The following is a 26,100-nucleotide window of genomic DNA, read 5'->3' on the forward strand; positions in this document are numbered from 1 at the left end:
TTATGCGGCGGTGAGATTGTCCGGGTATAGATTGAGAATGTCGGCAATTTCAGGCTGAGAAAGTCCCTGATAGCCGCCAGCGTCGGCGTTATGGTTCACAAGCCGAATAACTTTTAGAACGTCACCGCGCCCGGTAAAGCGATAGCGTAAATGTGACCCGATCCCGTCGGGATTCTTTTCGTCGATACGCTCAAGCTGAATATCAAGCTGGCGCTCCAGTTCAGACGCATAATTGCGCCCGGATGAAAGACGGCAGTAGCGCAGGATGTCATTTTCTGTCCATCCCTCTACGCCAGTGCGCAGCATATAGACGCGGGCGCGGTGTTTCTTTGGGGTACGCTTAGGTCCTTGTACCGGGCTGGTGGTCGGCGTAATATCAGACGTGCGAATATCTGAGTTAGCCGCCTGCTGTACTGGGCGGTTTTTCTTTTCCATTACGCCACCTTCCCGCGTCGTTCTGCCAGCCAGTTATTAATCTCTACCGCGTCAAATGCGGTTATTTTCTCACCCAGCTTAACCGGGCGAGGAAGTGAGCCGTTGCGCACCTTGCGGTCAATAGTGGAAACGCTAACGCCCAGCAATTCAGCCAGGCGAAAGCGACGGATATATCCTTTTTTGGGAATGGTATCTGTAATCATGCGTCCCGTAACTCCTTATTAAGGGTTTGTGCGTCGTTACGGGTTAATTAAAAAGAAATTCGAGTGTTTATTTATGGATATATTGAAAAATCTTAGGGATTTTTGCTCAATCACCGGGTAAATCTTTCTCTCCACTTGGCCCAGGTATTTTTATCTGGCTGGGCTATACGAACCCCTTTCACGGCAGCCATTTGCCCCAATTTGGTGTTGATTTGCTCTGCTGGCAGGTTATGTATTTCATCATCAGAGAATCCGACAATCCTCAACAAAGAGGCAATCATCTCTGACTGGTAAGAAGTAATGCGTACCGTTGGCAACGATCTACGTCCGACATAGCCTTTTGAACTCAAATAGAATCCATTTTCTTTGGCATTATGAATCTCCTCGATGTATGCACGGGTAATGAACAATTTATCTTCTTGACCGTCTAAATCACTCAACTCTCCAACCCTGATGAAGAGATCGGCATACTCATTTTCTTCTATCCTCACAAAGTTTTTGGAACCCCAACGCTCAGGATTATTCCTGTCTATAGTGAGTTCAAAGTTAAAGACACCGCCACAAAGACCTTCAAAGTTAATCTGACCATTTGAAATTGCTGGATCGCCAGTAAGTGTAAATTCGAAACCCTTCTTGTATAAACCATGATAAACGACAGCATCACTAATCAGCTTTACCATATCGATCACGCTCTCTAGCTTGATTGTGTTTTCATCGCTTTCTGGCGGGAATATTGCTCCATTCATTGGCACATCAGTTCCAATGTCTATGGCAAACCTTATCGCTCCTATATTTTGCCAATGCCACAGATCATCTATTTCACAGCCCAACAATCTGGTCGCCCGGTTTAGGGAGCAGTATTCAAGCGGCGGGATATCATTTTTTTCCCATACACTTTCCTTTAAACCATTGGCTTTGCTTTTATCTGTTGCCATTGCGTCACCTTTTACGCACTGCCTTAAAAAGAATTGAGCCAAGCGGTAAGGCCTCCCACTTTTCGCCCCGTCGGGCTAGGCTCAATCTATTCTTACGATAGCTTATGCGTCTTCCTGATTGGCGTCACGTTGTAATCTTCACCACTTTCCAGCGCCACCAGCAGATCAGCCCATTGCGCGAGCGCTGCTTTACGCTCATCAAAATACTGGTGACGGTTATATATTCCCTCTATGCCGGGTATTTTGTGGTTCAAGCAACGTTCGGCTATTAGCGGGTCAATACCAATCGCCGCCATCTGGGTACGCATGGTGCGCCGTAGGTCGTGAATACTGAACGGCTCAACATCTGCCATTTCTTTCAGCACGGACGGCATAACCATATTAAGCGTGGACCGGCTAACGTGCGCCGTTGTTCTGGCTCGTCTGGCTGGGATTAACCAACGGCTATCTCCGGCGAAAAGTCGAATCTCTTTTATCCATTCGATCACCGGCACTGGCAGCGGAATATCGATATCATCGCCGTTCTTAGCCCGAGAGCCAGGCAGATGCCAAACCTGATTATCAAGGTCAAATTCAGACCATTCAGCAGCGCATAGTTCCATCTTTCGAACACCCAGCGCCAGAATGATTTTGAATGTGAGTTCATTCTCCCGGCTTATACCCCTGCCACGGCGCAACGCTTTAAAGAACATGATTAGTTCATCACGGCTCAATGCTCGTTTGCGCCCCTGCTCCTTCCCTCCGGCATCTTTCGAACCAAAGGATATAGCCGGGTTAACCTCAATCATCCCGCGTACCACTGCATAATCAAACAGCCGTTTGAGCATTCGAAGAACATCATTAGCCACTGTGGGGGAGCCACGCTCTAAGACATCCTGCAGGACGGCATCAACATGGCGTGGTCGAACGTCCTCAACTTTCATCCGTCCAATGAGCGCTACGATATTCTTTTGCAGACTACTGCGGAAAAGCTCCGGGTGTTTATAGGTGGTTTCTATCTGGCGGGAATAATACTCAGCGGCAAGCTCTGAAACGTGAATAGCGTTCTTCTCAGCCTCAATCTTCGCTATTGCCTCGGCTTTACGTTCCTGCTTTTCTGCGGCTACGTCATATCCAAGGGCTACCCGTGCGGATAGTTCTTTAGCTACCTCTCTGGCTTTGGCAAGTGAGAAATCGGAGTAAGAGCCGATCATCATCGTGCGGGACTTCCCCGCCAGCTTATACCGATAACGCCAAAAAGGAGTTTTATCCTCTTTACGGAACCTCAGATAGAGGCCGTCGCCATCCGCTCGCCCCTCGAATCTTTCCCCGCTCTTAATCCATGCGCGGATCTGCATGTCTGTAAGTTTTGGCATGTGCGAATACCTGAAAAACCTATCTGTTATCAAGTTGGGTACACATTGAGATGTACCCAAATCTTTTAGAGGTATACCCAGAAGCACAACTTTGCATTGTGGGTACACCTCTGTGTACACGCCAATCATGCGCTTTGTCGCGTCTTTATGGTAGTCCCTGATAACAAAAAAGCCCGGCATATGCGGGCTTTATGATTTTCGTGCTTGTTGGTAAATCGTCCTAATAGCTTATTTGCTTTTCTTAATGTGCTTAATCAAACGCTTACGCTTACGCATCTGGTTCGGCGTCAGGGTATTACGTTTATTCGCAAACGGGTTTTCCCCTTCCTTGAACTGAATACGGATAGGCGTACCCATCACGTCTAGCGACTTACGGAAGTAGTTCATCAGGTAGCGTTTGTAGGAGTCCGGCAGGTCTTTCACCTGGTTACCGTGGATCACCACGATAGGCGGGTTATACCCCCCGGCGTGGGCATATTTCAGCTTCACGCGACGGCCACGCACCAGCGGCGGCTGGTGATCTTCTGCTGCCATGTTCATGATACGGGTCAGCATCGCTGTGCTCTGGCGGCGGGTAGAGCTGTCATAGGCTTCACGAACGGATTCGAACAGGTTGCCTACGCCGCTGCCGTGCAGGGCAGAGATGAAGTGAACGCGGGCAAAGTCGATAAAGCCCAGACGGAAGTCCAGCGTCTCTTTCACCTGTTCGCGTACTTCATTGCTCAGGCCATCCCACTTGTTGACGACGATAACCAGTGAGCGCCCACTATTAAGGATAAAGCCGAGCAGAGAGAGATCCTGATCGGAGATACCTTCACGTGCGTCAATAACCAGCAGCACCACATTGGCGTCTTCAATCGCCTGAAGGGTTTTGATCACCGAGAATTTTTCCACTACATCGGTGATTTTCCCGCGCTTACGCACCCCTGCAGTGTCGATAAGTACGTACTCACGTTCATCGCGCTGCATTGGAATGTAAATGCTGTCACGCGTTGTGCCTGGCATGTCGTAAACCACCACGCGCTCTTCGCCCAGAATACGGTTAGTAAGCGTAGACTTACCTACGTTTGGGCGACCAACGATAGCCAGCTTAATCGGCAGATCCTGCGGGTTGAAGTCATCTTCCGGCTCTTCCTCGCCTTCCTCTCCGGCTTCAAACTGTGCCCAGTATTCGGCGTCTTCGTCCACCTCTTCCGGCGGGTTTACTTCATCAACCCACGGCAGCAGAACGGTTTCCAGCAGGCTGGTGACGCCACGGCCATGCGAGGCCGCAATTGGATAAATATCGCCAAGGCCTAAAGACCAGAAATCCGCAACGGCCTGATCGGCATCAATGCCGTCAGTTTTGTTCGCCACCAGGAAGGTTGGCTTTTCGCGTGAACGCAGATGTTTAGCGATAGCAGAATCCGCGGGCATCAAGCCAGCGCGAGCATCCACCATAAACAGCACTACATCCGCTTCTTCGATAGCCAGCAGAGATTGCTCTGCCATGCGGGTCTCTACGCCGTCTTCCGTACCGTCAATACCCCCGGTATCGATACAGATGAACTCGCGTCCTTCCACCTCTGCACGACCGTACTTACGGTCACGCGTCAGCCCCGGGAAATCCGCAACCAGCGCATCACGGGTGCGTGTTAAACGGTTAAAAAGAGTGGATTTTCCAACGTTAGGGCGCCCGACAAGCGCGACCACAGGTACCATGTTTGAAGCCTCATAAAATTCAAAATAACGTCGCTTTCGCAGCGTTTTTAAAAATGTCAAAACGGCTCCTGAGTGAACAGGAGCCGTTTAGTATACTACAACCGCCGTGTAATTAACGCGTGATCGCGTACAGCGTGCCGTCTTTTGCCTGAATCAGCAGTTTACCGTCAGCCACAACCGGGTCGGTCAGGAAGCCTGAGCCGTCCACTTTCTGCTGCGCCACGAAGCGGCCATTCTCTGGATCGATCCAGTGCATATAGCCTTCGCTGTCGCCCACCACCAGGCTGCCGTTATACAGTGCCGGTGCGGTCAGCAGACGGTGCAGCAGATCGCTCTGCGTCCACAGCGTCACGCCACCTTCGGTGCTCAGCGCCAGCAGACGGTCGTTCTGATCCACCATATAAATACGGTTGCCGTCGACAATGAAATCGTTCACGGAACCCAGCTCACGTTTCCACATGATCTGGCCGCTACGCAGGTCCAGCGCCGTCAGGTTGCCGTTATACGCCAGCGCGTAAACCACACCGTCAACGATGACCGGCGTGGTGTCCACGTCACTCAGACGGTCGATTTCAGTTGAACCGGTCGCCTGGGAAATACGCTGCTGCCAGATCATCTGGCCCTGCTGCATCAGTACTGCGCTGACACGACCGTTGTCACCACCCACAATGGCGGCGCCAAATGCAGTCGCCGGAGCAGATTCACCACGCAGAGACAGCGCTGGCATATCCAGGTTAACCGTCCATTTTACCAGACCATCGGCTTCGTTCAGCGCCTGCAACTGGCCGTTGCTGGTATGGATCAACACCAGGCCGTCGCTGACAACCGGACGTGACAAGGATTCACCGGCAACGCTGGTCTGCCATGCAACCGAACCGTCGCTGGCATTCAGCGCGTAAACCTGCGCTTTTTCGCTGCCCACATACACGTGACCGCCGGCAACGGTCAGGCCGCCAGAAAGCAGCGCAGGTTTACGGGAGAACCAGCCGTCTTTTTCCGCCAGGTTAATGGACCACACTTCTTTTCCGTCATCAGCGTTCAGCGCTTTAACGGTGCCTTTGCGATCGGCCGCATAGACCACGCCGTCAGCAAATGCCGGGTGCAGGTTGGAATAAAAATCGCCAATACCATCACCCACGGAGGTGTCCCAGGCGGTGGACGGAGTGAACTGGTTTTCAACCGTCGGCAGCGGGGACATTTTGACAACGTCTTCTTCGCCACTGAACAGTGAACAACCACTCAATAACGTAACAGAAAGCAGTCCTGGCAGAAGTAATTTACGCAATTGCATTGGGTCCCTCTCAGACGGACAAATTATTTATTTTCATCTGCATCATTTCGCTCAGCGCAGGTGAAGCTTTACTATCCACGCCAGCTTGCCACGCTTTACGCGCGCCCGCTTTATCACCCTTACTCAGCAGTGCTTCACCGCGAAGATCAGCGACAATAGCGGCAAAGCCATCACCTTTGATGGTATCAAGCGTTTTCAGCGCGTCGTCGGCTTTTTTCTGCTGAACCTGAATACGTGCCAGGCGCAGATTGATCACCGCTTTCAGATTTTCGTCACTGGCAGCAGCAAGCCCCTGAGACAGTTGCGCAGCGGCTTTGTCCAGTTCGTTTTTATCAACATACTGCTGAGCCACTTCCAGCGCAGCCAGCGCACCGTAGGTGTTTTTGTTGTCAGCGGCAAATTTCTCCGCAGCCGTCAGCGTTTGCGGCTGATCGGCACGGATTGCGCTAACGGTGTTTTCGTAGTTCAGGGATGAACCGCGAGCAGAGTCAGCCTGATGATTGTTCCAGTAACGCCAGCCAACCAGCGCACCAACACCTAAAATAACCCCTACAACCAGTGCCTTGCCGTTTTCAGCAAAGAAGCGTTTAACCGCATCAACCTGGTCGTGTTCGTTCTCGTACATTTCCACGCAGTCCTTCTCCTTAGCCCAATAGAGTGCGCAAGTGCGCCGCAACGCCATCCTGCGTTACCGTAGTTTGCTCACCAGAGCGCAGGTCTTTAACCACCACTTCGCCGTTGGCCACTTCGGACTCACCCAGCACCAGTGCAATACTTGCGCCCCACTTATCGGCACGAGCAAACTGTTTTTTAAAGTTGCCGCCGCCGTGGTTGGTCATCAGCTTTACGTCCGGCAGCGCATCGCGCACGCGTTCGGCAAGCTGCATCGCCGCAGACTGTGTATCCGCACCTGAGGCCACCAGGTATATATCGACAACAGGATCGGCTTTAAATTCCGGATTAACTGCCTGAACCAGCAAAACAAGTCGCTCAAGGCCCATCGCGAAGCCTACAGCCGGTGCTGCGCGACCACCCAGTTGCTCGACCAGTCCGTCATAACGACCGCCAGCACAGACGGTGCCCTGCGAACCGAGGCTGGTGGTGACCCACTCAAATACGGTGCGGTTGTAGTAGTCCAGACCGCGCACCAGACGCTGGTTAACGGTATAAGCAATGCCCGCCGCTTCAAGCAGCTTGCACAGGCCAGCAAAGTGTTCGCGGGAATCCTCATCCAGGTAGTCACCCAGCGCTGGCGCATCGTTCAGCAGCGCCTGTACGTCAGGATTTTTGGAATCGAGTACGCGCAGCGGGTTGCTGTACATACGACGTTTACAGTCTTCGTCGAGCTTCTCTTTGTGTTGTTCCAGGAACGCCACCAGCGCATCGCGATAGTTCGCACGCGCTTCCAGAGAACCGATAGAGTTCAGCTCCAGGGAAACGTGCTCAGAAATACCGAGCGCACGCCACCAGCGGGCAGTCAGCATAATCAGTTCGGCATCGATATCTGGACCTTGCAGACCAAACACTTCCACGCCAAGCTGGTTGAACTGACGGTAGCGGCCTTTTTGCGGACGTTCGTGGCGGAACATCGGGCCGATATACCACAGGCGCTGCTCCTGATTGTACAGGAGACCATGTTCGATGCCGGCGCGTACGCAACCCGCCGTCCCCTCAGGACGCAGGGTCAGGCTGTCGCCGTTGCGGTCCTCAAAGGTATACATCTCTTTTTCAACCACGTCGGTTACTTCGCCGATCGCGCGTTTGAATAACGGGGTCTGCTCTACAATCGGCAAACGAATTTCGCTGTAACCGTAGCTGCCGAGCACCTGCTTCAGTGTGCCTTCAATGCGCTGCCAGATGGCGGTTTCGCCAGGCAGATAATCGTTCATGCCGCGGATGGCTTGAATGTTTTTTGCCACGTTTATTCTCTTTCTATATACAAAAAAGAACCCAAAGAATGGGTTCAATCATACATGGGAAGCAGCCTGCTTCCCATCACGTTATTTTTCAACCTGCTGAACGCTGATGCGCTGCGCTTCGTCCATCATCGTCGCTTTTGCGCGAATGCGGGCTTCAAGCTGGTCGATCATATCACTATTATCCAGACGATCTTTACGAACGCCATCTTCATAGAGACCACTTTTCTTGTTACCGCCGGTAACGCCCAGCGTGGACACCAGCGCTTCACCCGGACCGTTCACCACGCAGCCGATGATGGAAACGTCCATCGGGGTGATGATGTCTTCCAGACGCTCCTCCAGGGCATTGACGGTGCCGATCACGTCAAACTCCTGACGTGAACAGGTTGGGCAGGCAATGAAGTTGATCCCACGCGCGCGGATACGCAGTGATTTCAGGATGTCGAAACCGACTTTGATCTCTTCCACCGGATCGGCGGCCAGGGAGACGCGTAACGTGTCACCGATGCCTTCAGAGAGCAGCAGGCCGAGACCAATTGCCGATTTTACCGAACCGCTGCGCAGACCGCCCGCCTCGGTGATGCCAAGGTGCAGCGGCTGATCGATCTGTTTTGCCAGCAGACGATACGATTCAACGGCCAGGAAGACGTCAGACGCTTTCACGCTCACTTTGAACTGATCGAAGTTAAGGCGATCCAGATGATCGACGTGACGCATGGCGGATTCGAGCAGCGCCTGCGGCGTCGGCTCACCGTACTTTTCCTGGAGATCTTTTTCCAGAGAGCCAGCGTTTACGCCGATACGGATTGGAATGTTTTTGTCGCGGGCGCAGTCAACAACCATGCGAATGCGTTCTTCGTTACCGATGTTGCCTGGGTTAATACGCAGGCAATCGACACCGTATTCAGCGACTTTCAGCGCGATACGGTAATCGAAGTGAATATCGGCAACCAGCGGAACGCTCACCTGCTGCTTGATCAGTTTGAACGCCTCAGCGGCGTCCATGGTCGGCACTGAGACGCGAACAATGTCCGCGCCGACGCGTTCTAATGCTTTGATTTGATTAACCGTCGCTTCTACATCCGTAGTACGCGTATTGGTCATCGACTGGACGGCGATAGGCGCCCCATCGCCGATTGGCACGTTCCCAACGTAAATCCGTTTCGATTTTCTACGTTGAATAGGAGCCTGGTTATGCATGTAAAATCTCCCGCATTGCCCGTCTGTTACTGTGCTGCTGATTGTTCGGCATTAACGGTAAGACGCGCAACCTGGTTAGTTCTGATAAAGCGGCTCAGATCGACAGGTTTTCCTTGATACTGGATCTGTACCGCTGCCGGTGCGCCGATTTTAAGCTTGTATGGTGCCTGGCCCGTTAGATTTAACGTGCCATCTTTACGTTGCAGGCCGCTGAACAGCTTTTTACCTGTCGCGTCAGTCACTTCCAGCCAGCAATCAGCCGTGAAATTCATCACCAGCGCATTCGGGTCAACGGCAGGTGCCGCCGTACCCGCCGGGTCAGTTGGCAGTGACGCCGCGGTGTTATCTGCCGGTGCCGTTGCCGCAGGGGCGGTATCAACATTGGCCTGAGAAGGTGATACGACCGCGTTCTGATCCTGGGCCTGGGTAGCCGGTGCGGTATTCGCCGTCGATTCTGGCGTCGCCGCTGGATCGGTTGCAGGCGTGCTGGTTGCTGTCGCCTGAGGTTCGCTGGAGGTCGCAGCCCCTTCGGTGCTAAGCGGCACGCTTTGCGCGCCGTTAGTACCAGACTGATTAAGCTCAGCGGAGGACTGATCGGCCATGGTGGTGATCTCTTCCTGTTGCGCTTTGTGGTTTTGCCACCACCATGCGCCCGTCAGGCCGACAACCACGAACAGGACCAGCCAGGTAAAGCTCATCAGCCAGCCATCGCGTTTTTTACGACGTTTACCCAGAGAGAAGCTCTGCATCGGCGCAACTTTTGCCGCACGCACAGGCGCCTGCTTCTCCATCATCGGCAGTAATTCGTCTTCAGGGATATGAACCAGTTTGGCGTAAGAACGGATATAACCGCGCAGAAACGTTGAAGCCAGATCGGCGGGCGCCTTATCTTCTTCAATGTCGCGAACGGTGGAAACCTTCAGGCACAGGCGTTCTGCAACGGCTTGCTGGCTGAGTCCGAGTTGTTCACGGGCGTTGCGAAGACGAACGCCAGTGGAGAGTGCTGCATTTTGATCGTGAGTGGCTTCAGTATTCATTCGCTACAACTACTGGTACGTGAAAATAAGGGTTCAGGTGCCGGTGAGTCACAATGCCACCCGCACCGCGAAACTTTAGGTCAGTTAACCTGGAACAAACAGTATAAGACTGTCGGGCCGCAGATGACAGCGCTGGCAGGCCTTCACGCTAAACTGTTGTTACGTCGTTACATACTGCCCGAAAGTCGTATGAAACGCACCGTAATTATTAATCAGTCGTGATGATTGTGGCTGGTTATTCAGTAAATTAATGCTTCACGGCGCAAAAAATGCGCCGTGTCTGCATAATAATCAAACGGTTTTAACCGCGATTGACTCACCCTGCATACGCTTACGCAGCGTACGTTTGGTACGGTCAATAACGTCACCCGCCAGCTGACCACAGGCTGCGTCGATATCGTCGCCACGCGTTTTACGTACGATGGTGGTGAAACCATACTCCATCAGCACTTTTGAGAAGCGATCGATACGGCTGTTCGAGCTACGGCCATACGGCGCGCCCGGGAACGGGTTCCATGGGATCAGGTTGATCTTACATGGCGTATCTTTCAGCAGTTCAGCCAGCTCATGTGCATGCTCGGTACCGTCGTTAACATGATCCAGCATCACGTATTCAATGGTCACGCGGCCCTGGTTAGCATTGGATTTCTCCAGGTAACGGCGCACGCCAGCCAGGAAAGTTTCGATATTGTACTTTTTGTTGATCGGCACAATTTCGTCACGGATGGCGTCGTTTGGCGCGTGAAGGGAGATGGCCAGCGCAACGTCAATCATGTCACCCAGTTTGTCCAGCGCAGGCACAACGCCGGAAGTAGAGAGCGTAACGCGGCGCTTGGACAGACCAAAACCGAAATCGTCGAGCATGATTTCCATCGCCGGAACGACGTTGGTCAGGTTGAGCAGCGGTTCACCCATCCCCATCATCACCACGTTGGTGATTGGACGTGTACCGGTGACTTTCGCTGCACCCACGATTTTCGCGGCACGCCAGACCTGGCCGATAATTTCCGACACGCGCAGGTTACGGTTAAAGCCCTGCTGAGCCGTAGAGCAGAATTTGCACTCCAGCGCACAGCCCACCTGAGAAGAGACGCACAGCGTGGCGCGATCGTCTTCCGGGATATACACGGTTTCAACACGCTGATCGCCAACGGCAATGGCCCACTTGATAGTGCCATCTGAAGAGCGCTGCTCTTCCACCACTTCCGGTGCGCGGATTTCCGCCACTTCTTTAAGCTTATTGCGCAGCACTTTGTTGATGTCCGTCATGTCATCAAAGTTGTCGCTGCAATAGTGGTACATCCATTTCATGACCTGATCGGCACGAAACGGCTTCTCGCCCATCTCTTTAAAGAACTCGCGCATCTGCTGACGGTTCAGGTCCAGCAGGTTAATTTTTCCATTTTTATTGGGAACCGCAGGAATGGCGACTTCGGAGGTATTCACTAATTCAGACATAATTTTTTCCGGCCTCGTTGTTACACGTTGTGGCCCTTGGTGGGTTGAAAAGAAACGCCCCGGTAAGCAGTCTGCTCGTCCGGGGCGTTGCATTGTACAAAGTCTGGCGCAGGGATGCCACGTTTGCACGCGGCATTTACGAAATTATTAGCGAGTGCGCGGGCACACTTCGCCTTCTGCAAAGAAGAACGCGATTTCGCGCGCAGCAGATTCAACAGAGTCGGAACCGTGGGTGCCGTTCTCGGTGAAGCTGTCTGCGTAGTCAGCGCGCAGAGTACCTGCCAGCGCGTTGTCCGGGTTGGTTGCACCCAGCAGATCGCGGTGACGCTGTACCGCGTTTTCGCCTTCCAGTACGGATACCACGATTGGGCCAGAAGTCATGAACTCGACCAGACCGTCAAAGAATGGGCGACCTTCGTGCTCAGCGTAGAAACCGCGAGCCTGTTCAACGGTCAGGTGCAGCATTTTGGTGCCAACGATCTTAAACCCTGCTGATTCAAAGCGAGCGAAGATGCTGCCAATAACGTTTTTTGCCACCGCGTTTGGTTTGATGATGGAAAAAGTACGTTCAATAGCCATTGATAACCTCTGTAAAATGTTCTGTTGTTTTTGCATACCTGAGTATGGTGTGGCGCGGATTATAAAGAGCAATAGCGCCATTGCCTATGGTTATGCATAACATTTTTTTAAAATGAGACGAAGATTAGCAACAGCTCGTATTTCGCATGCCGTACTGATGGTGAAAACAGAGCGGACACTGCTTTTCATCAGAACTGAATGACCAGAAATGACGGTGGCACGTCAAACAAACGGCTTCATATGCCGGTATGGTCACGCTTTTCGCTGTCCCGTCTGTTTGCGTCACGTTTATCGCCGCATGCTGGCATACCGCTTCGCAGCCGCCACACCCCGTACAGCGTCCGGTTTCCACGACCAGTTCAGCGTTCTCAAACCGAATCGCGTTTTCCGTACAACTCCGCCAGCACGCGCCGCAGAGTACGCAGGATTCGGTATCGAGAGTTATCTCTGCCTCGCTAAACGCAGAAAACGCCCTGCGCAGCTCACGCTGACCGGGCACGACGCAACAGACCCGGACATCCTCACGGGGAACGTGCATCAGCGCACGCCGGGCGGTATTTACCTCGTTGACGGGTATATATTTAAACGCCCACGCTGCTTCACCACGTCGACGAAGCGCCAGATTCAGCCGGGCAATCGCCAGCAACCAGTCAGGATTCTGCTCCGCGTCGATACTGATAAAACGAACGTGGTGCTGCGCGTGCCACAGCAGAAGCTCATTCACCCCTGGCGCACGGTCAGTAAAAGGCCCAACAAGCGTATCGCCACACAGAAAACGTTTTCGCGGCGTGATGCCGGTGATGGCTTCAGCGGGGCAGACAAACAGGCAGTCACTGCATTCAATACAGCGGCTGTCATCAACCGAGACGCCGGTGTCGGTAAAAGAAAAAGCCTGTACGGGACAGACGTCCGCGCAGGCGCAGCAGGAAGAGTGACGAAAACGGCGACGGACGCACGCATGCGTCACGTCCATCGCCGGGGCAAAGGTTAATCCGCCCATCAGCCAATACTGAAGAAAACAAAGCGCAGCATCAGCTCACCCACAATCAGCAAGGCGCTGCCCAACAGCATTGTGCCTCGCGCCGCTTTTAAGCCGCCCGCAGCAAAGCACAGCATACCCGCAACAGAAACGCACCAGCTCAGCAGATGCACGGTTCGCAGTTGCTCCAGCATTTGTAACGGTGCGTGTGGGAACGTCACAACGGTGTTGTCCATAGCCGTAATATCTGCCAGCCAGACGGGCTGCATCACCAGACGTGCAATCACCAGCAGCGTGATAATGACAATCGCCGTTCGCACGCGAGTCTGGGAACGTGCCCCAACGGCCATGCAGGCTGAACCGATAATTCCCACCGAACCGATAAACAGCACCAGGGTATTAATGTGATGCCACGTCACCACGGACGCATGCATGTAGATCTGCGCCATGCAGAACACATCCACCAGCCCGACAAGACCTGCCACAACCAACAGCGGCTTCCAGCCTGGTTTTTTGACAAACATCAGCAGCGTTGCGAGGCCAAGTGCCGCAAGATAAAGACTGGCAAAGATAATCTCACGGCTCAGCCAGGAGCTGGATACGTGACGCAGCGCGTTGAACGCATTAAGTGGATAGCCCATGTGCAACGCGGAGGCGAGCAGACCGAGGCTGGCCAACACAAACGCTCCGGCAGCCGGCAGCAGCACGCTGCGTTGCGTGCTTCCGAAGGCCAGCCACAGCGTAACGCCAACCGATCCTTGCAGGAACAGCGTAAAAATCAGCAGCGGTAACTCATGCATGACGTTTCCCCTCTTTCTCTGCGCCCTGATGCGCTTTGATCACCAGGTTCGGTTTGGTGATGGAGGAATCAGGCAAGCCTTTCACATCACAGACCGCACCATACTTCGCCCGCAGTTCATCAATCGGCCCGAATTTAATCGCTTCGAGTGGACAGGTTGCCACACAGACAGGCTGTTCCCCCTTCGCCTGTAGATCCACGCAGAAATCACATTTGGACATCTGCCCGGTCTGCTCGTTGAGCTGTGGCGCGCCGTAAGGGCATGACCACGCGCAGTAGCCGCAGCCGACGCACTTATCAGTATCTACGCGCACAATACCGTCCCCCGGACGCTTATGCATCGCGGTGGTCGGACAGTTTTTGGTGCAGATTGGGTCGGCACAGTGGTTACAGGAGATAGAGAGCGTGTAGGCAAAAACGTTATTGCTGACGCCACCCTGCCCGGTCGGGATAAAGCTCCCGCCATTAACTTCGTACACGCGACGGAAACGACGTCCGATCTCAAGGTTGTTTTTATCTTTGCACGCTACCTGACATGCTTTGCAGCCCGAGCAGCGAGAAGAGTCGATATAAAAACCCAGCTGTTTGTCGCTTACCGGTGCGTAATGTTTAAACTGACTCATGCTTTAGCTACCTCCACCAGCATGGTTTGATGGGAATTCCCTTTCGCAAGCGCGGTAATACGTGCGGAACTGAGCACGTTCGCGCAGCCGCCCTTATCAATACCCTGCTCGTCCGGCTGCCACCAGGCACCTGCCTGCATGGCCACAACGCCTGGAATGATGCGCGGCGTGACCTCCGCCGGGATCTCGCAAATGCCGCGCGCGTTATGAATACGCACGGTATCTCCCTGCGCAATGCCGCGTTTTTGCGCATCCTGCGGGTTGATCCACAGCTTTTGCTGCTGCGCCTCAATTAACCACGGGTTGGCGTACTGGGTGGAGTTAGCGCGGTTTTTTCCTTTCCAGGTAATCAGCTGGAGCGGGAAGCGTTTCGCCAGCGCGTCTTCCGGCCCTTCATGGGCAGGCACGTAGTGCGACAGCGCCGGAATTTCCGGGTGATGCATGTCGTACAGACGCTTCGAGAAGATCTCAATTTTTCCGGACGGCGTCGGGAACGGATGATTCTGCGGATCGCGAATGTTGTCTTCAAAGGCGACGAACGGCGCGCTTTTGAAAAGGTGCTGACGCGTCTTCTGTAGCGTCGCGAAGTCCGGCAGGTTTTCGTCAGGCATGGAAAGACGCGTCTGCTCCCAGATGTGCTCAATCCACGCTTTTTCGTCACGCCCTTCGCTGAACGCGGGTTCGACGCCAAGCTTAGCGGCGACCTCCCGCAGCCAGTCGTAGTCTGAACGGCGTTCGAATTCAGGTTCAATGAGCTTTTCTGACAGGATCAGATAGCTTGCCGTGCCCCAGGTTTCGCCGATATTCCAGCGTTCCATAAAGCTGGTTTCCGGCAAAAGAAGGTCGGCGTATCGGGCGCTCGGCGTCATAAACAGATCGCTTGCGACGATAAACTCGATTTTCGACTCGTCTTCCAGGACACGGGTTGCCTGATGAAGATCCGGGTTCTGGTTAGCCAGATAATTTCCCGCCAGCGAGAACAGGATGCGGATATTGCTGTCCAGCTTTTCGGCATCCTTCAGGCCGACGTCCGCGGTGACCTGAGAGGCATCGTCGGCGGCCTGCACCCAGTTCATCACCGATATTTTGGCTTTGACCGGGTTGTCCGGCATCTCTGGCCCGGCGGCAAATTTCCGGTTTGCGCAGCCGCCATAGCCTGCTGCCCAACCGCCTTTCACCCCGACGTTACCCGTGAGCGTAGCCAGCAACGTCGAGCCGCGCGCGGTGCGCTCGCCGCAGTTATGACGCTGCGGTCCCCAGCCCTGGATCAGCGCAGCGGGTTTGGTGGTTGCGTAGTCGCGCGCCAGTTGCCGAATTGTTTGTGCAGGCACGTGGGTGATTTTCTCTGCCCACTCGGGCGTTTTCGCCACGCCATCTTTTGCGCCGCTCAGGTAAGCCATCAGGGATTCATTGGCCGGAACGCCTTCTGGCATAGTGTCTTCGTCAAAGCCCAGGGTGTAGCGCTGAATAAAGTCGCGATCGTGCAGGTTCTCCGTGACGATCACATACATCATCGCGTCCATCAGGGCGTTGTCCGTGGTGGGAAGCAGCGGGATCCACTGATCGGCCAGGGAGGAAACCGTATCGGAATAGCGAGGGTCGACAACAATAAAGCGAGTGCCGTTTTGCTTCATCTTCTGGTAGAAGTGGTTGCTGTGACCAAAGATCGTTTCCGTCGGGTTATGTCCCCAGAGGATGACCAGTTTGGTGTCCAGCAGCGTGTCCAGAGAGCTGCCGCTGGCAGCGGTGCCATAGGTATACGGCGTTGCTGCCGCCGTGTTACCCATACTGACCGAGTGATAGCTTTCGAGATAGCCGCCGGTTAAGTTGAGCAGACGACGAACCATTTTATCGCCGGAAAAAGTCCCGCCGGACACAGCGGTGCCCACATGAACATAGCGTGAAGCCGCACCGTATTTTTGCGTAATAGTTTTTAATTGATTCGCAATAAGGGTGGTGGCTTCATCCCAGGTAATACGCTCGAATTTTCCTTCGCCACGTTTCCCTACACGTTTCATTGGGTATTTCAGCCGATCGGGATGGTAAACAAATTTCCGATAAGCCCGGCCACGCACGCAGGCGCGCATTACGGGCATTTGCGGATCCAACGCGTTATCCGGACGCGTAGAAATTCGGGTCACAACGCCCTCACTGACGTGAGCACGAATATCACACTTGCCGCCGCAGTCAAACGTACTACAGGTTTGCACCACTTTTTCTTCAGGCGTAGTGTCTGAAACCGCCGCGCCCTGTGCCTGTACTTTGCCGGTTTTGACGACAAAAGGCAGAGCGGCGAGCGCCGATCCTGCCTGAATAAACTGACGCCGGGATATGGCGGGAATAGTCCCCTCTCCCTGATGTTTATTTTTTTCCATTGCTCGTTCCTTAAAATAAAAACGCATTCTCGTTTTTTTTCAGGAACGGATATTGATAATTATCAAGCTAACTCTTGAGGAGTAACACTTAGCGATCTAACTCAAAATTGACCGTCGCCGTTTGTCCTGTTTCATCTAATACAACTAACTGATATTTACCCGACAAATATAATTGCAGTGAATAATTCTTCTGATGTCCGTCCAGCGGTTCGCCATTCAAAAACCACCATCGTTGCCCCTCCCCGCCGCTGGTTGAAACGAACAGGGTCATGTTTTTCTCACCCGGAAGACGTTTAATTACCGCCCCTTCTCTGACGCCTGACAACATCAGCGGCGCCGCATTATGGTTATCCAGCGGAGGGCAAATCGCTGAACGGGCGGGGAGACGAGCAGCCCGTTTTTCGGCAGCAGGCAGCCAGGGCTCCAGCGGCAGCGGCCAGACATCCAGCACTTTTTCTGTCGCATCAGGACAATCCGCTGCGACGCGTTTGCCTTCTTTATCCAGCCAGACCGGGAAACGGATCCCGCGAATACCCTCTTGTTCCGGCAGCAGCAGCGTAGGCGGTTCACTGCCTTCCAGCAGCCAGGTTGACAGCCGACGCCGACAGTTTTCGTTCCCTTCAGGCAGGGACTGGCCCCCCGGCCAGCAAATCACGCCCCGTCCTACGCTTGCAGGACGCGGATCGCGCGGCAGACGGGCTTCATCCACCATCGAGCGGGACTGAAGCATGTTATTGACCTGATTCAGGAGCGGAACTGCGCTGGCGAAACCAAACTGCCCGGCAACGGGCGTGCCGTCCGGACGTCCGGTCCAGATTCCAATGACATACCGGGCGTTCAGCCCGATGGCCCAGGCATCCCGGTAGCCATAGCTGGTGCCCGTTTTCCACGCCAGCGGCGCAACCTGGGGCAGCGCACTGTCCGGCAGGGGCTGTGCTTCACTGGCGAGAATGCGACGAATGATCCACGCCGCCCCCTGCGACAGCAGCGGACGTTCGATCAGCGGATCGCCCGGCTGTAAACGCAACCGGCCCGCCTTACCCTGACGCGCAAAGGCACTATAGGCGGCAGCGATATCAGCCAGGCGTGCGCCTGCGCCCCCCAGGATCAGGGAGAGGTTGGGCTGCGCCCCCGCGGGGAGTATGAGCGGTAATCCCGCGTTGCTCAGCATGCCTGCAAAACGTTTTGGGCCGTACGCTTCCAGTACCTGCACCGCAGGCAGGTTGAGGGAACGCACCAGGGCTTCGCTCATGCTGACCGGCCCATGGAAACCGCTGTCAAAGTTGCCGGGGCGATAATCCCCCGTTTTTCTTGGAACATCCTGTAATAACGAAGCGGGATGGATCAGGCCATCGTCCAGCGCCATGCCATAGATGAATGGCTTGAGGACCGATCCCGGCGATCGGATCGCATTGACCATATCCACGTGACTAAAGCGACTGCCATCATTGATATCTACCGAGCCTACCCAGCCACGCACTTTCATGGATGTATGATCCACGACGATCATCGCCAGTGAACTGCGGGCAGGCAGGCGCGATTTCCAGTTCATTGCCAGCTCTTCAAGCTGTCGTTGCAAAGCTGCATCCAGCGTGGTGACTATTTTTGTGTCGCGGCTTTTACTCAACATCATGCGGGAAAAGAGCGGCGCCAGCTGCGGCATCTGCCGGGGGGCCAGCCAGACCGGCTCTTCACGGGACTCTTTCACCTGCTTCTCAGACCAGACGCCCTGAGTCAGCATGCGGTCGAGCACTTTGTTCCGCGCCGCTTCGGCACGTTCCGGCCAGCGGTCGGGGCGCAGACGGCTGGGTGCCTGTGGCAGTACAGCCAGCAGCGCCGCGTCGGAATAGCTCAGCTGAGACGGCGGTTTGCCAAGATAAGTCCAGCTTGCCGCGCCCACGCCCTGCAACGTGCCGCCAAACGGGGCACGGTTGAGATACAGCGTCAGGATTTCACGCTTGGAGAGATGCCACTCCAGCTGCATCGCCCGCCACAGCTGACGAATTTTACCGCCAAAGGTACGCGGATGCGGATCCAGCAGGCGTGCCACCTGCATGGTAAGCGTGCTCCCGCCAGAAACCACTCTCCCGGCGGTGAGATCCTGCCAGGCGGCACGCAGTACAGAAAGCGGATTGACGCCAGGGTGATCCCAGAACCAGCGATCTTCATACTGGATCAGCGCCTCAAGATAGCGTGGGGAAACCTCTTCAATGGTAACCGGATAGCGCCAGATGCCTTCGCTGTCGGCAAAACGCCACAACGGAACACCCTGCTCATCCACCACCACTCGCGCAGGGTTGACCTCTTTCAGGGGCAACGGCCACACGCGGTCAGCGGCGACAATCAGCCCCCCTAAAAAGAGAAGCGCTCCCGCAAGCCACAGCCAGCGGGAGCGAATCAGGCGTGCTATCTGCATCTTACGGAACAACGATCAGCGGGCCACTGGCCGACCCCGTTGCTCGCCACTGCGGAACGTACATGGACTCGACCATCGGAACAGGCACCTGATAGGTTCCCGGCGTAACGGCACGGGCCAGGTAAACCAGCGTGACCGGCTGACCTTCATTGACCGGCACGGCGGCCACAAAGCGATCGTCGCGGAATTCCATGTGCTGAATATCAGACTGTTGCATCTGATTCAGCAGGTTTTGCACTTCACTGCCGCTGTCCTGCAAGCTGGCGCTGCTGCTCGCCAGATTCTGGTTTTCCAGCTCCAGACCTGCCGGGAGCAGATCCACCACCAGCGCATCCGGTACGTTCTGGCTTGCCTTCACTTCCAGCCACACCAGAACCAGCTCACCGCTCTTAAGTGAAGAGAGCGACTTGCTGCTGCCGTCTGTCGCCAGGATATGACGTTCAATCTGCAAGACGTGAGAAGATGGCTGGGGCGCATACTCCGGATAGCCAGTAGTGTCCAGTCGTACCCACAGCGGCGTCGTGCCGGTATTCGTCACCTGCAAGGCACCAGGCTGGTCGCCGTTCAGGTTTTCTACCTGCGCTTTATCACTGCTCTGGATCTGTTCAGAGAGGGTGGTCGTTGCCTGCCACGCGCCTGACAAGGTTTGCAGTGAACGTCCAGCCAGGAACAGCGCATTGCTCTCCTGGGTTGACAGCCAGCGCTGGCTGAACGCGTCTTCAGATAACGCGTTCAACAGCCTGTTTTGCGCATCCGGCAGCAGCTTGTACTCTTCCAGCAGGGAGAGCATCAGGGCATTATCACGCAGCTGGCTGCCGTAATCCGCCATCCAGTTTCGGCTGTCGTTACGGGGTGTTTTGAGAGCCAGATCCAGCGCCTGCTGGCTGCGCGGTGTATCCCCCATCAGTTTGAGTGCCATACCCAGCTGCATCAACGGAAGCCCGGAAGCGGCCTGAGCGTGACGCTCCCAGATTTCACGCAGTGCACCGAGCGGCGCTTTTTGCTGACGAGCCAGCACCAGCGAAGCATACGCCTGGACAGCAAATTTGCTGGCCTGGGTGTCGTCGCTGTAGCGGATGGACATCATCCCCGGATCCTGTAAATAGCGCAGCAGTCGGCTGTTGGCGTTATTCACCGCCTCGGCAGGCACGCTGTAACCCTGCTCCCCTGCCCGCACCAGGAAATCCGTAACATAGGCGGTCAGCCAGTACTCTTCCGGGCCGTTTTTATCCCACAAGGCAAAACCGCCATCGTCACGCTGCATTTGCAGCAGACGGGAGATGCCGATATCAATGGCCGCACGGCGTTTATCGTCGGTGTCGCCTTTAATGCCCAACGCCGTAAGCTGTGCCGCGTTGGTGTAGAGGGACGGGAACAGGCCGCTGGTGGTCTGCTCAAGACATCCGTATGGATAGGCCTGAAGTTCACGAATGTAGCGCGCCAGGTTCAAAGGTGGTTTACCGCTGAGCAACAGCTGTCCCTGTAGCGTGGCAGGCGAGAAACCGTCGATATGCTGTGCTGGCGCGCTCCAGGATTCGCCAGGGTTCAGCATCGTGCCCGTATTCACCGTTTGCGCCGGGAATGCGGGGCGTACACCAATTTTCCAGCTCTTCTGCTGCGGCGCAAACGTCTCACCAGGGAGCTGAAGCCCCGTCACCTGAGCAGTTACTTCACCATCGCCATAGCCTTCCAGCGCGCGCACCGGAATAAACAGAGTGCTACGAGCGCCAGGCGGCAGCTTAACCGGCTCTGGTTGAGCACCTTCGAGCGACACCTTACCGGTTGCGGTTAACGCAATGTTCAGCGTTTGCGGCTGGTCAGTAAGGTTGGTCAGGTCCAGCGTCAGGCGAGAGGTATCGCCACTTGCGAGGAATCGCGGCGTGTTAAGCTCGGTGATAATCGGAGCCGCCACAATGATTTTGCTTTCGCTGCTGCCGAAATCGTCTTCCGTCCAGGCCTGCGCCATCAGACGCAGTTCGCCGTTAAAATCGCCAATCGGCAGCGTGATGGTGCCTTCACCGTTGGCATCAAGCCTAACCGGCTGCGCCTGCTGAGCAATAATGGTGACATGGTTCACCGGTGGCTTACCGCCGCGTTTCAGTTCATCGCCGTCTCCGCCAAAGCGCAGTGCGGCCAAACGTCCCTGACCTTCAATCACCTGGCCATAAACATCATAGATGTCCGCGCCATAGCGCTTCTGACCGAAGAAAGCTTCCCACGGATCCGGCGTGACGTAGTCGGTAATGTTCAGCACGCCGCTATCAACAGCCGAGACCAGCACGTTCACCTTCTGTGGCACAGCCCCCTCTTTTACGCTGGCTTTCACTTTCACAGAAAGCGTCTGGTTCGGACGCATTTTTTGTGGGTTATCAAGTGCGATGCTCAGGCGACGATTTTCGTCCCCCATTGGCAGATGCAGCAGACCAACCGCGCGTTTTGGCGTGGCAGATTTAGATTTATCGCCAGGACGAACCACCAGCGTGCTGAGGTAGAGATCGTGACGTTTCCAGGCCTTATCCACCGGAATGGCAAGATCCAGACCGTTAACCGGTACGTCGATCTCTTTCCACCACAGTGGCCCTTCGCTGGATTCGATCATTGCATAGCCCTTGCCTGCGGCCGGCGCTGCAATATGCAGGTTGATGGTATCGCCTGGCTGATAGGATGGCTTGTCCAGTTTCAGCGTCACACGATCCGGGCGTGCAGCACCCGTGCCATCGCTGTTATCCTGCCAGCTGTACCCCGCCCAGAAGCGCACGCTGCTGACCATGCTATCAGGGGCTTTCACTTCCAGACGGTATGAGCCCCACTCCACCGGGAAGGTGACTTTACCGGTTTCATCGGCCTTGAGGTTAAGTTCCTGCTCGCCCTCAACCAGATCTTTTTGATCAAACTGAGACTGCCAGCCCTCGCTCTCGGACCAGTTCCAGAAGTAGTCGCGACGCTCACGGACCAGACGCACCTGCAGACCAGATACCGCTTTTTTCGCCCCGCTGGCATCGGCATAGACGATGTCAAAGCTGGCGTTGCCGTTCTCATCAACAATCGGCTGGTTGACGGTGGTATCGGTGCGGTAGTCGTACACGGCCTTGCTGGCGAACTGTGGGCGGATCCCCGGAAGTTCAGCCGCAGGCCAGATAGCCTGCTCGGCGCGTCGCGTTACCGGACGCCCGCCTGATTCCAGCAGGCTGGCCTGCAAAATCAGTTGCAGCGGCGAGTGCACCTCTTTCCACTGGCTTTCGGTGGTAACCTGTCCGCGCCCCTGTTCGTCCAGCTTAAGCTGCACTTCATCCAGGCTGCGGCTCAGGTTCTCCTCGGCAATATCACCGAACTGGAAGCCAGGCAGTGCAGGCACCGCGTCACGTAGCGGACGCAGGAAAAGCTGGCCTTGCAGAGAATTACCGTTAGCCGGCGCGCCATACAGGTAATAGCCCACAACGTTAAAGTCCACATCCTCCTGCGGGGAAACCGGCGTTTTTTGCCCGGTCAGATTCAGCGCCATACGCTCAGGCATAAAATCTTCGACGTGGAAATCCCACATGCGCTGCTGGTTATCCCCCGTATTCGCGCGAATATGCCACATGCCGGTCTGGGCGCCGCTATCAAGCGAATAGTTGAAGCGATAAAGGCCGTTCTCAGGTTGCACAACGACCGTACGCGCTACCTGGCCGTCCGGACGCAGCACGTCAAGTTTTACCGGCTGCTCGGGAAGCGGTTTGCCATCGCTGTCGCGAAGCAGGCCGTTAAGGATCACCGTTTCACCCGGACGATAGAGATCGCGCGGGCCAAACATAAAGAACTGTTTGCTGTAACCCGGGTTACCGGCGATATCAAACTCCGCCAGATCCAGCGCCGGAAGTTTGAGGTCAAGAAGCGTGGTCTGGCCATCTTTACTGGCCAGGATCAGCGCGGCTTCTTTATCGGTTTCCAGTTTCGCATGACCATCGGCGTCGCTGTTCGCCTCGGCCAGGGTCTGTCCTTTATCGTTCAGAAGGGTAATGGTCACGCCTGACTGCGCCGCACCGTTTTCAAGACTCTGGGTGAAGATGTCCAGGCGGTTATGATAACGGTGAGCGGACAGCCCAATATCACTTAAGGTAAAGAGCGTCGCGGCGTTACTGTAGTTATAGTGACCAGCCTGATTCATCACGGCGATATAGACGCCAGACTGCTGGAGCGGCTTAATATCTTTGAGCGGCAGGAGCAGTTTTTCACGCGTGTTGCGCGCCGGGTTGAGGTCGAAACGGCCGGTGTAGACCAGTTCCGCCATCTTCAGCAGGTTGTCAGATTCCCAGTTGGTCAGCGAGTTACGGTACTCCCACTGGCTGACAAACGAGGCCAGCGACTCCGGCTTAACGCGGTAGAAGTTCACGTCCACATTGTTGACGTTGAGCGCCATCAACGGCAACCCTTCCACCACTTTACCCGGCAGCAGCGATCCGCGGCTGGCGAATCCGACCGTCGGTTCAACATCCCGGGTGGTGATCGCTTTTTCATAGTCAATGCCGAATGTCGCTTTGTTCAGCGCGAGCAAATTACGCTCGACGGTGACGACCAGATTACGATTCGGCTCCAGATGGCGCAGGCGCAGCTCTTTCAGATTGGGGGCCAGTTCCCAGGCGCCGTCCACTTTGCCACTTTTTTTATCCACCACATGCACCGTTTTCGCAAAATCCTGGCTGGGATCCAGCGGGACAGAGAAGGTCAGAACCAGTGTCGCAGCGCCGTCGAGTTGCACTTCAGAGGCATCCAGCAGCGTCAACGCCTTACCCTGACTCTGCGCGGCCAGCTTAGCCAGCTTTTCAGGATCCGGTTTTACCGGGGTTTTCTGTGCTGATGTAGTAGACGCTGCGGGGGCAGCGGCCTGAGGTTTGTCATCGCTGTTATCACAGCCGGCAAGCGTAAAGGTGGTGAGCAGCGCGAGAGAGATCGCAGCTAAGCGAAACGGTTTCATCCTATGTCCCTGGCCTGAGGGGCCTGTTGGTCGTCGTCCGGATAAGTATTATCCGCAAGTTTCGTTAATACAAAAAGTCCAATTTTATAATCTGGAAAGCGCCTCGCAGAATGGCATCGTACTCGCATGCGAGGGTGGAACCGCGATCACACAGCGTAACGTAACATGTTACCTTTCGCGTCATTTGTTTTTAAAACAAGAAGATAGCTGGATAAGCTCTCATCATGCCTGCTAGTTTTATGACCATGACGCACCCCGAGTGCGCGGTTCAATAAGAGAGAAAGCCATGAAACGAGCCGTGAACGCCCTACAAAATTTCGGAAAATCACTTTACGGACCTGTACTTATCTTACCCATCGTCGGTCTGTTTATCGCCTTTGGGAATGTGCTGGGTAACGGCAATCTGGCCGAGTACCTGCCGTTTCTCGGCCATCCGCTGATCCAGAGTGTCGGCCAGCTGATCGCCAAATCTGCCGTGTCGGTGCTGGTCAACCTGGCGCTGGTGTTTGCCGTCGGGATCCCCATTGGCCTGGCAACCCGAGACAAAGGCTACGCGGCGCTGATTGGGCTGGTGACCTTTATCGTATTCATTAACGCGATGAACGTGACGTTACAGCTTCAGGGAGAACTGGCCCCTGCAGAGCAGATGAAAGCCGCCGGACAAAGCATGGTTCTGGGCGTCCAGGTGCTGGAGATGGGCGTTTTCGCCGGGATCCTGACCGGGGCGCTCTCCGGTTATCTGTACAACAAATATTCCGGTGTCCAGTTTAACGGCGCGATGGCGATATACTCCGGCCACTGCTTTGTCGCAATAGTGATGTTGCCAGTCTCTATGCTGCTCGGCGTGGTCATGAGCGAACTCTGGCCGTACGCACAGCATGGAATAAGCGCCCTGGCGCTGGCGATCAAAGGGTCCGGTCCGTTTGGGGTGGCGATCTACGGTTTCCTTGAACGCATTCTGGTGCCGACGGGCCTGCATCATCTGGTCTATACGCCGTTCCTGTATACCGAACTGGGCGGTACGCAGGAGGTGTGCGGTACGGCTTACCAGGGCGCGCGCAATATCTACTTCGCCGAGATGGCCTGCCCGGACGTGAAGCAGCTCAGCAGCACCGTGGTGTGGGATGCTCGCGGCATCAGCAAGATGTTCGGCCTTCCCGCCGCCGCGCTGGCGATGTACATGACCGCGAAGCCAGAGCGTAAAGCGATTGCGAAAGCCATTCTGATCCCGGCGGCGCTGACCTCGCTGCTGGTCGGCGTAACCGAGCCGATCGAGTTCTCTTTCCTGTTTGTCGCCCCGCTGTTGTTCGTGGTGCATGCGGTGCTGACCGGCATTGGCATGATGCTGTTCACCCTGTTTGGCGTTCACGCCATCGGCGCCAACGGAATTATCGATTTTATCCTCTACAACCTGCCGCTCGGCACGGAAAAGTCCAACTGGCCCATGTACATCGTGGTCGGGCTGATCATGTTCGCCCTTTATTTCGTGGTGTTCCGCTTCCTGATCCTGCGTTTCAACATGAAAACGCCCGGTCGTGAAGATGACGATCGGGAGACGCGCCTCTACAGCAAACAGGAATACCAGGCGAAGGGAAATAACGACGGGCTGGGCGAATCGATCGTCGTCGGTCTGGGCGGTCGGGAAAACATTCAGGTGGTTGATAACTGCTACACCCGCTTACGCGTCACGGTGAAGGACGTCGCCATCATCGACGAACCGCGCCTGAAAGCGACCGGCGCGAAAGGGATTATCAAACAAGGTAACAACGTTCAGGTGGTCTACGGGCTGCATGTCAAAAAAATGCGAGAAGCCGTTGAGACGTTTCTCTGAAAGGAGCTAA

At 55.1% G+C, this 26,100-nt stretch carries 19 protein-coding genes; 1 reads left to right on the forward strand and 18 read right to left on the reverse strand.

Annotated elements, in window-relative coordinates; translation table 11 throughout:
• The 18 genes from L3069_RS16275 to L3069_RS16360 all read right to left on the reverse strand — a co-directional run bounded on the left by L3069_RS16275 (window position 1) and on the right by L3069_RS16360 (window position 24,259).
• Window positions 1-435, reverse strand: a complete 435-nt coding sequence (locus tag L3069_RS16275; protein ID WP_100167755.1) for a hypothetical protein — start codon at window positions 433-435, stop codon at window positions 1-3.
• Window positions 435-638 (reverse strand): AlpA family transcriptional regulator, encoded by a 204-nt coding sequence (locus L3069_RS16280; RefSeq protein ID WP_022651587.1) that lies wholly within the window; start codon window positions 636-638, stop codon window positions 435-437. The genes L3069_RS16275 and L3069_RS16280 overlap by 1 nt, the downstream gene beginning before the upstream one ends.
• Before the next feature lie 110 nt (window positions 639-748).
• Window positions 749-1,573 (reverse strand): hypothetical protein, encoded by an 825-nt coding sequence (locus L3069_RS16285; RefSeq protein WP_022651588.1) that lies wholly within the window; start codon window positions 1,571-1,573, stop codon window positions 749-751.
• Window positions 1,574-1,665: 92 nt separating this feature from the next.
• A complete protein-coding gene (locus L3069_RS16290) occupies window positions 1,666-2,928 on the reverse strand; it encodes a site-specific integrase (protein ID WP_022651589.1) in 1,263 nt (420 codons plus the stop codon).
• A 228-nt stretch (window positions 2,929-3,156) separates the two neighbouring features.
• Entirely contained in the window at window positions 3,157-4,629 is a 1,473-nt protein-coding gene (gene der, locus L3069_RS16295; RefSeq protein WP_022648998.1) for a ribosome biogenesis GTPase Der, read from the reverse strand.
• A 112-nt stretch (window positions 4,630-4,741) separates the two neighbouring features.
• Complete coding sequence (bamB, locus tag L3069_RS16300; RefSeq protein ID WP_022648999.1) at window positions 4,742-5,920, reverse strand: outer membrane protein assembly factor BamB; 1,179 nt, start codon at window positions 5,918-5,920, stop codon at window positions 4,742-4,744.
• 10 nt (window positions 5,921-5,930) lie between these two features.
• A complete protein-coding gene (locus tag L3069_RS16305) occupies window positions 5,931-6,551 on the reverse strand; it encodes a YfgM family protein (protein ID WP_032622338.1) in 621 nt (206 codons plus the stop codon).
• A 13-nt stretch (window positions 6,552-6,564) separates the two neighbouring features.
• Entirely contained in the window at window positions 6,565-7,839 is a 1,275-nt protein-coding gene (gene hisS, locus L3069_RS16310; RefSeq protein ID WP_022649001.1) for a histidine--tRNA ligase, read from the reverse strand.
• Between the two features lie 81 nt (window positions 7,840-7,920).
• Complete coding sequence (gene ispG, locus L3069_RS16315; RefSeq protein ID WP_038416503.1) at window positions 7,921-9,039, reverse strand: flavodoxin-dependent (E)-4-hydroxy-3-methylbut-2-enyl-diphosphate synthase; 1,119 nt, start codon at window positions 9,037-9,039, stop codon at window positions 7,921-7,923.
• 26 nt (window positions 9,040-9,065) lie between these two features.
• Window positions 9,066-10,076 carry a cytoskeleton protein RodZ gene (rodZ, locus tag L3069_RS16320; RefSeq protein WP_023306698.1) on the reverse strand — a complete coding sequence of 337 codons (1,011 nt, stop codon included), beginning with the start codon at window positions 10,074-10,076 and terminating at the stop codon, window positions 9,066-9,068.
• A 291-nt stretch (window positions 10,077-10,367) separates the two neighbouring features.
• Window positions 10,368-11,534 (reverse strand): bifunctional tRNA (adenosine(37)-C2)-methyltransferase TrmG/ribosomal RNA large subunit methyltransferase RlmN, encoded by a 1,167-nt coding sequence (locus L3069_RS16325; protein WP_003860623.1) that lies wholly within the window; start codon window positions 11,532-11,534, stop codon window positions 10,368-10,370.
• 147 nt (window positions 11,535-11,681) lie between these two features.
• The gene (gene ndk, locus L3069_RS16330; protein WP_003860625.1) at window positions 11,682-12,113 is read right to left on the reverse strand and encodes a nucleoside-diphosphate kinase; all 432 of its coding nucleotides are present in this window, start codon (window positions 12,111-12,113) and stop codon (window positions 11,682-11,684) included.
• Between the two features lie 124 nt (window positions 12,114-12,237).
• Window positions 12,238-13,113 (reverse strand): 4Fe-4S binding protein, encoded by an 876-nt coding sequence (locus L3069_RS16335; protein ID WP_038416504.1) that lies wholly within the window; start codon window positions 13,111-13,113, stop codon window positions 12,238-12,240.
• The gene (locus tag L3069_RS16340; protein ID WP_032623777.1) at window positions 13,113-13,892 is read right to left on the reverse strand and encodes a DmsC/YnfH family molybdoenzyme membrane anchor subunit; all 780 of its coding nucleotides are present in this window, start codon (window positions 13,890-13,892) and stop codon (window positions 13,113-13,115) included. Before L3069_RS16340 ends, L3069_RS16335 begins: the two co-directional genes overlap by 1 nt.
• The gene (locus L3069_RS16345; protein WP_038416505.1) at window positions 13,885-14,514 is read right to left on the reverse strand and encodes a DMSO/selenate family reductase complex B subunit; all 630 of its coding nucleotides are present in this window, start codon (window positions 14,512-14,514) and stop codon (window positions 13,885-13,887) included. Before L3069_RS16345 ends, L3069_RS16340 begins: the two co-directional genes overlap by 8 nt.
• On the reverse strand, window positions 14,511-16,889 hold the full coding sequence (locus L3069_RS16350) for a DMSO/selenate family reductase complex A subunit (protein WP_022649007.1): 2,379 nt from the start codon (window positions 16,887-16,889) through the stop codon (window positions 14,511-14,513). Before L3069_RS16350 ends, L3069_RS16345 begins: the two co-directional genes overlap by 4 nt.
• A gap of 88 nt (window positions 16,890-16,977) precedes the next feature.
• Window positions 16,978-19,305: a peptidoglycan glycosyltransferase PbpC gene (gene pbpC / locus L3069_RS16355; RefSeq protein ID WP_038416506.1), complete on the reverse strand. Its 2,328-nt coding sequence runs from the start codon at window positions 19,303-19,305 to the stop codon at window positions 16,978-16,980.
• A 1-nt stretch (window position 19,306) separates the two neighbouring features.
• Window positions 19,307-24,259, reverse strand: a complete 4,953-nt coding sequence (locus L3069_RS16360) for an alpha-2-macroglobulin (protein ID WP_236901889.1) — start codon at window positions 24,257-24,259, stop codon at window positions 19,307-19,309.
• Window positions 24,260-24,545: 286 nt separating this feature from the next.
• On the opposite strand from L3069_RS16360, the gene L3069_RS16365 reads away from it, so the two are divergent.
• The gene (locus tag L3069_RS16365; protein WP_038416508.1) at window positions 24,546-26,090 is read left to right on the forward strand and encodes a PTS transporter subunit EIIC; all 1,545 of its coding nucleotides are present in this window, start codon (window positions 24,546-24,548) and stop codon (window positions 26,088-26,090) included.
• Window positions 26,091-26,100 lie beyond the last annotated feature (10 nt).

The sequence above is a fragment of the Enterobacter cloacae complex sp. ECL411 genome (assembly GCF_021869665.1).
Lineage (GTDB): Bacteria > Pseudomonadota > Gammaproteobacteria > Enterobacterales > Enterobacteriaceae > Enterobacter > Enterobacter intestinihominis.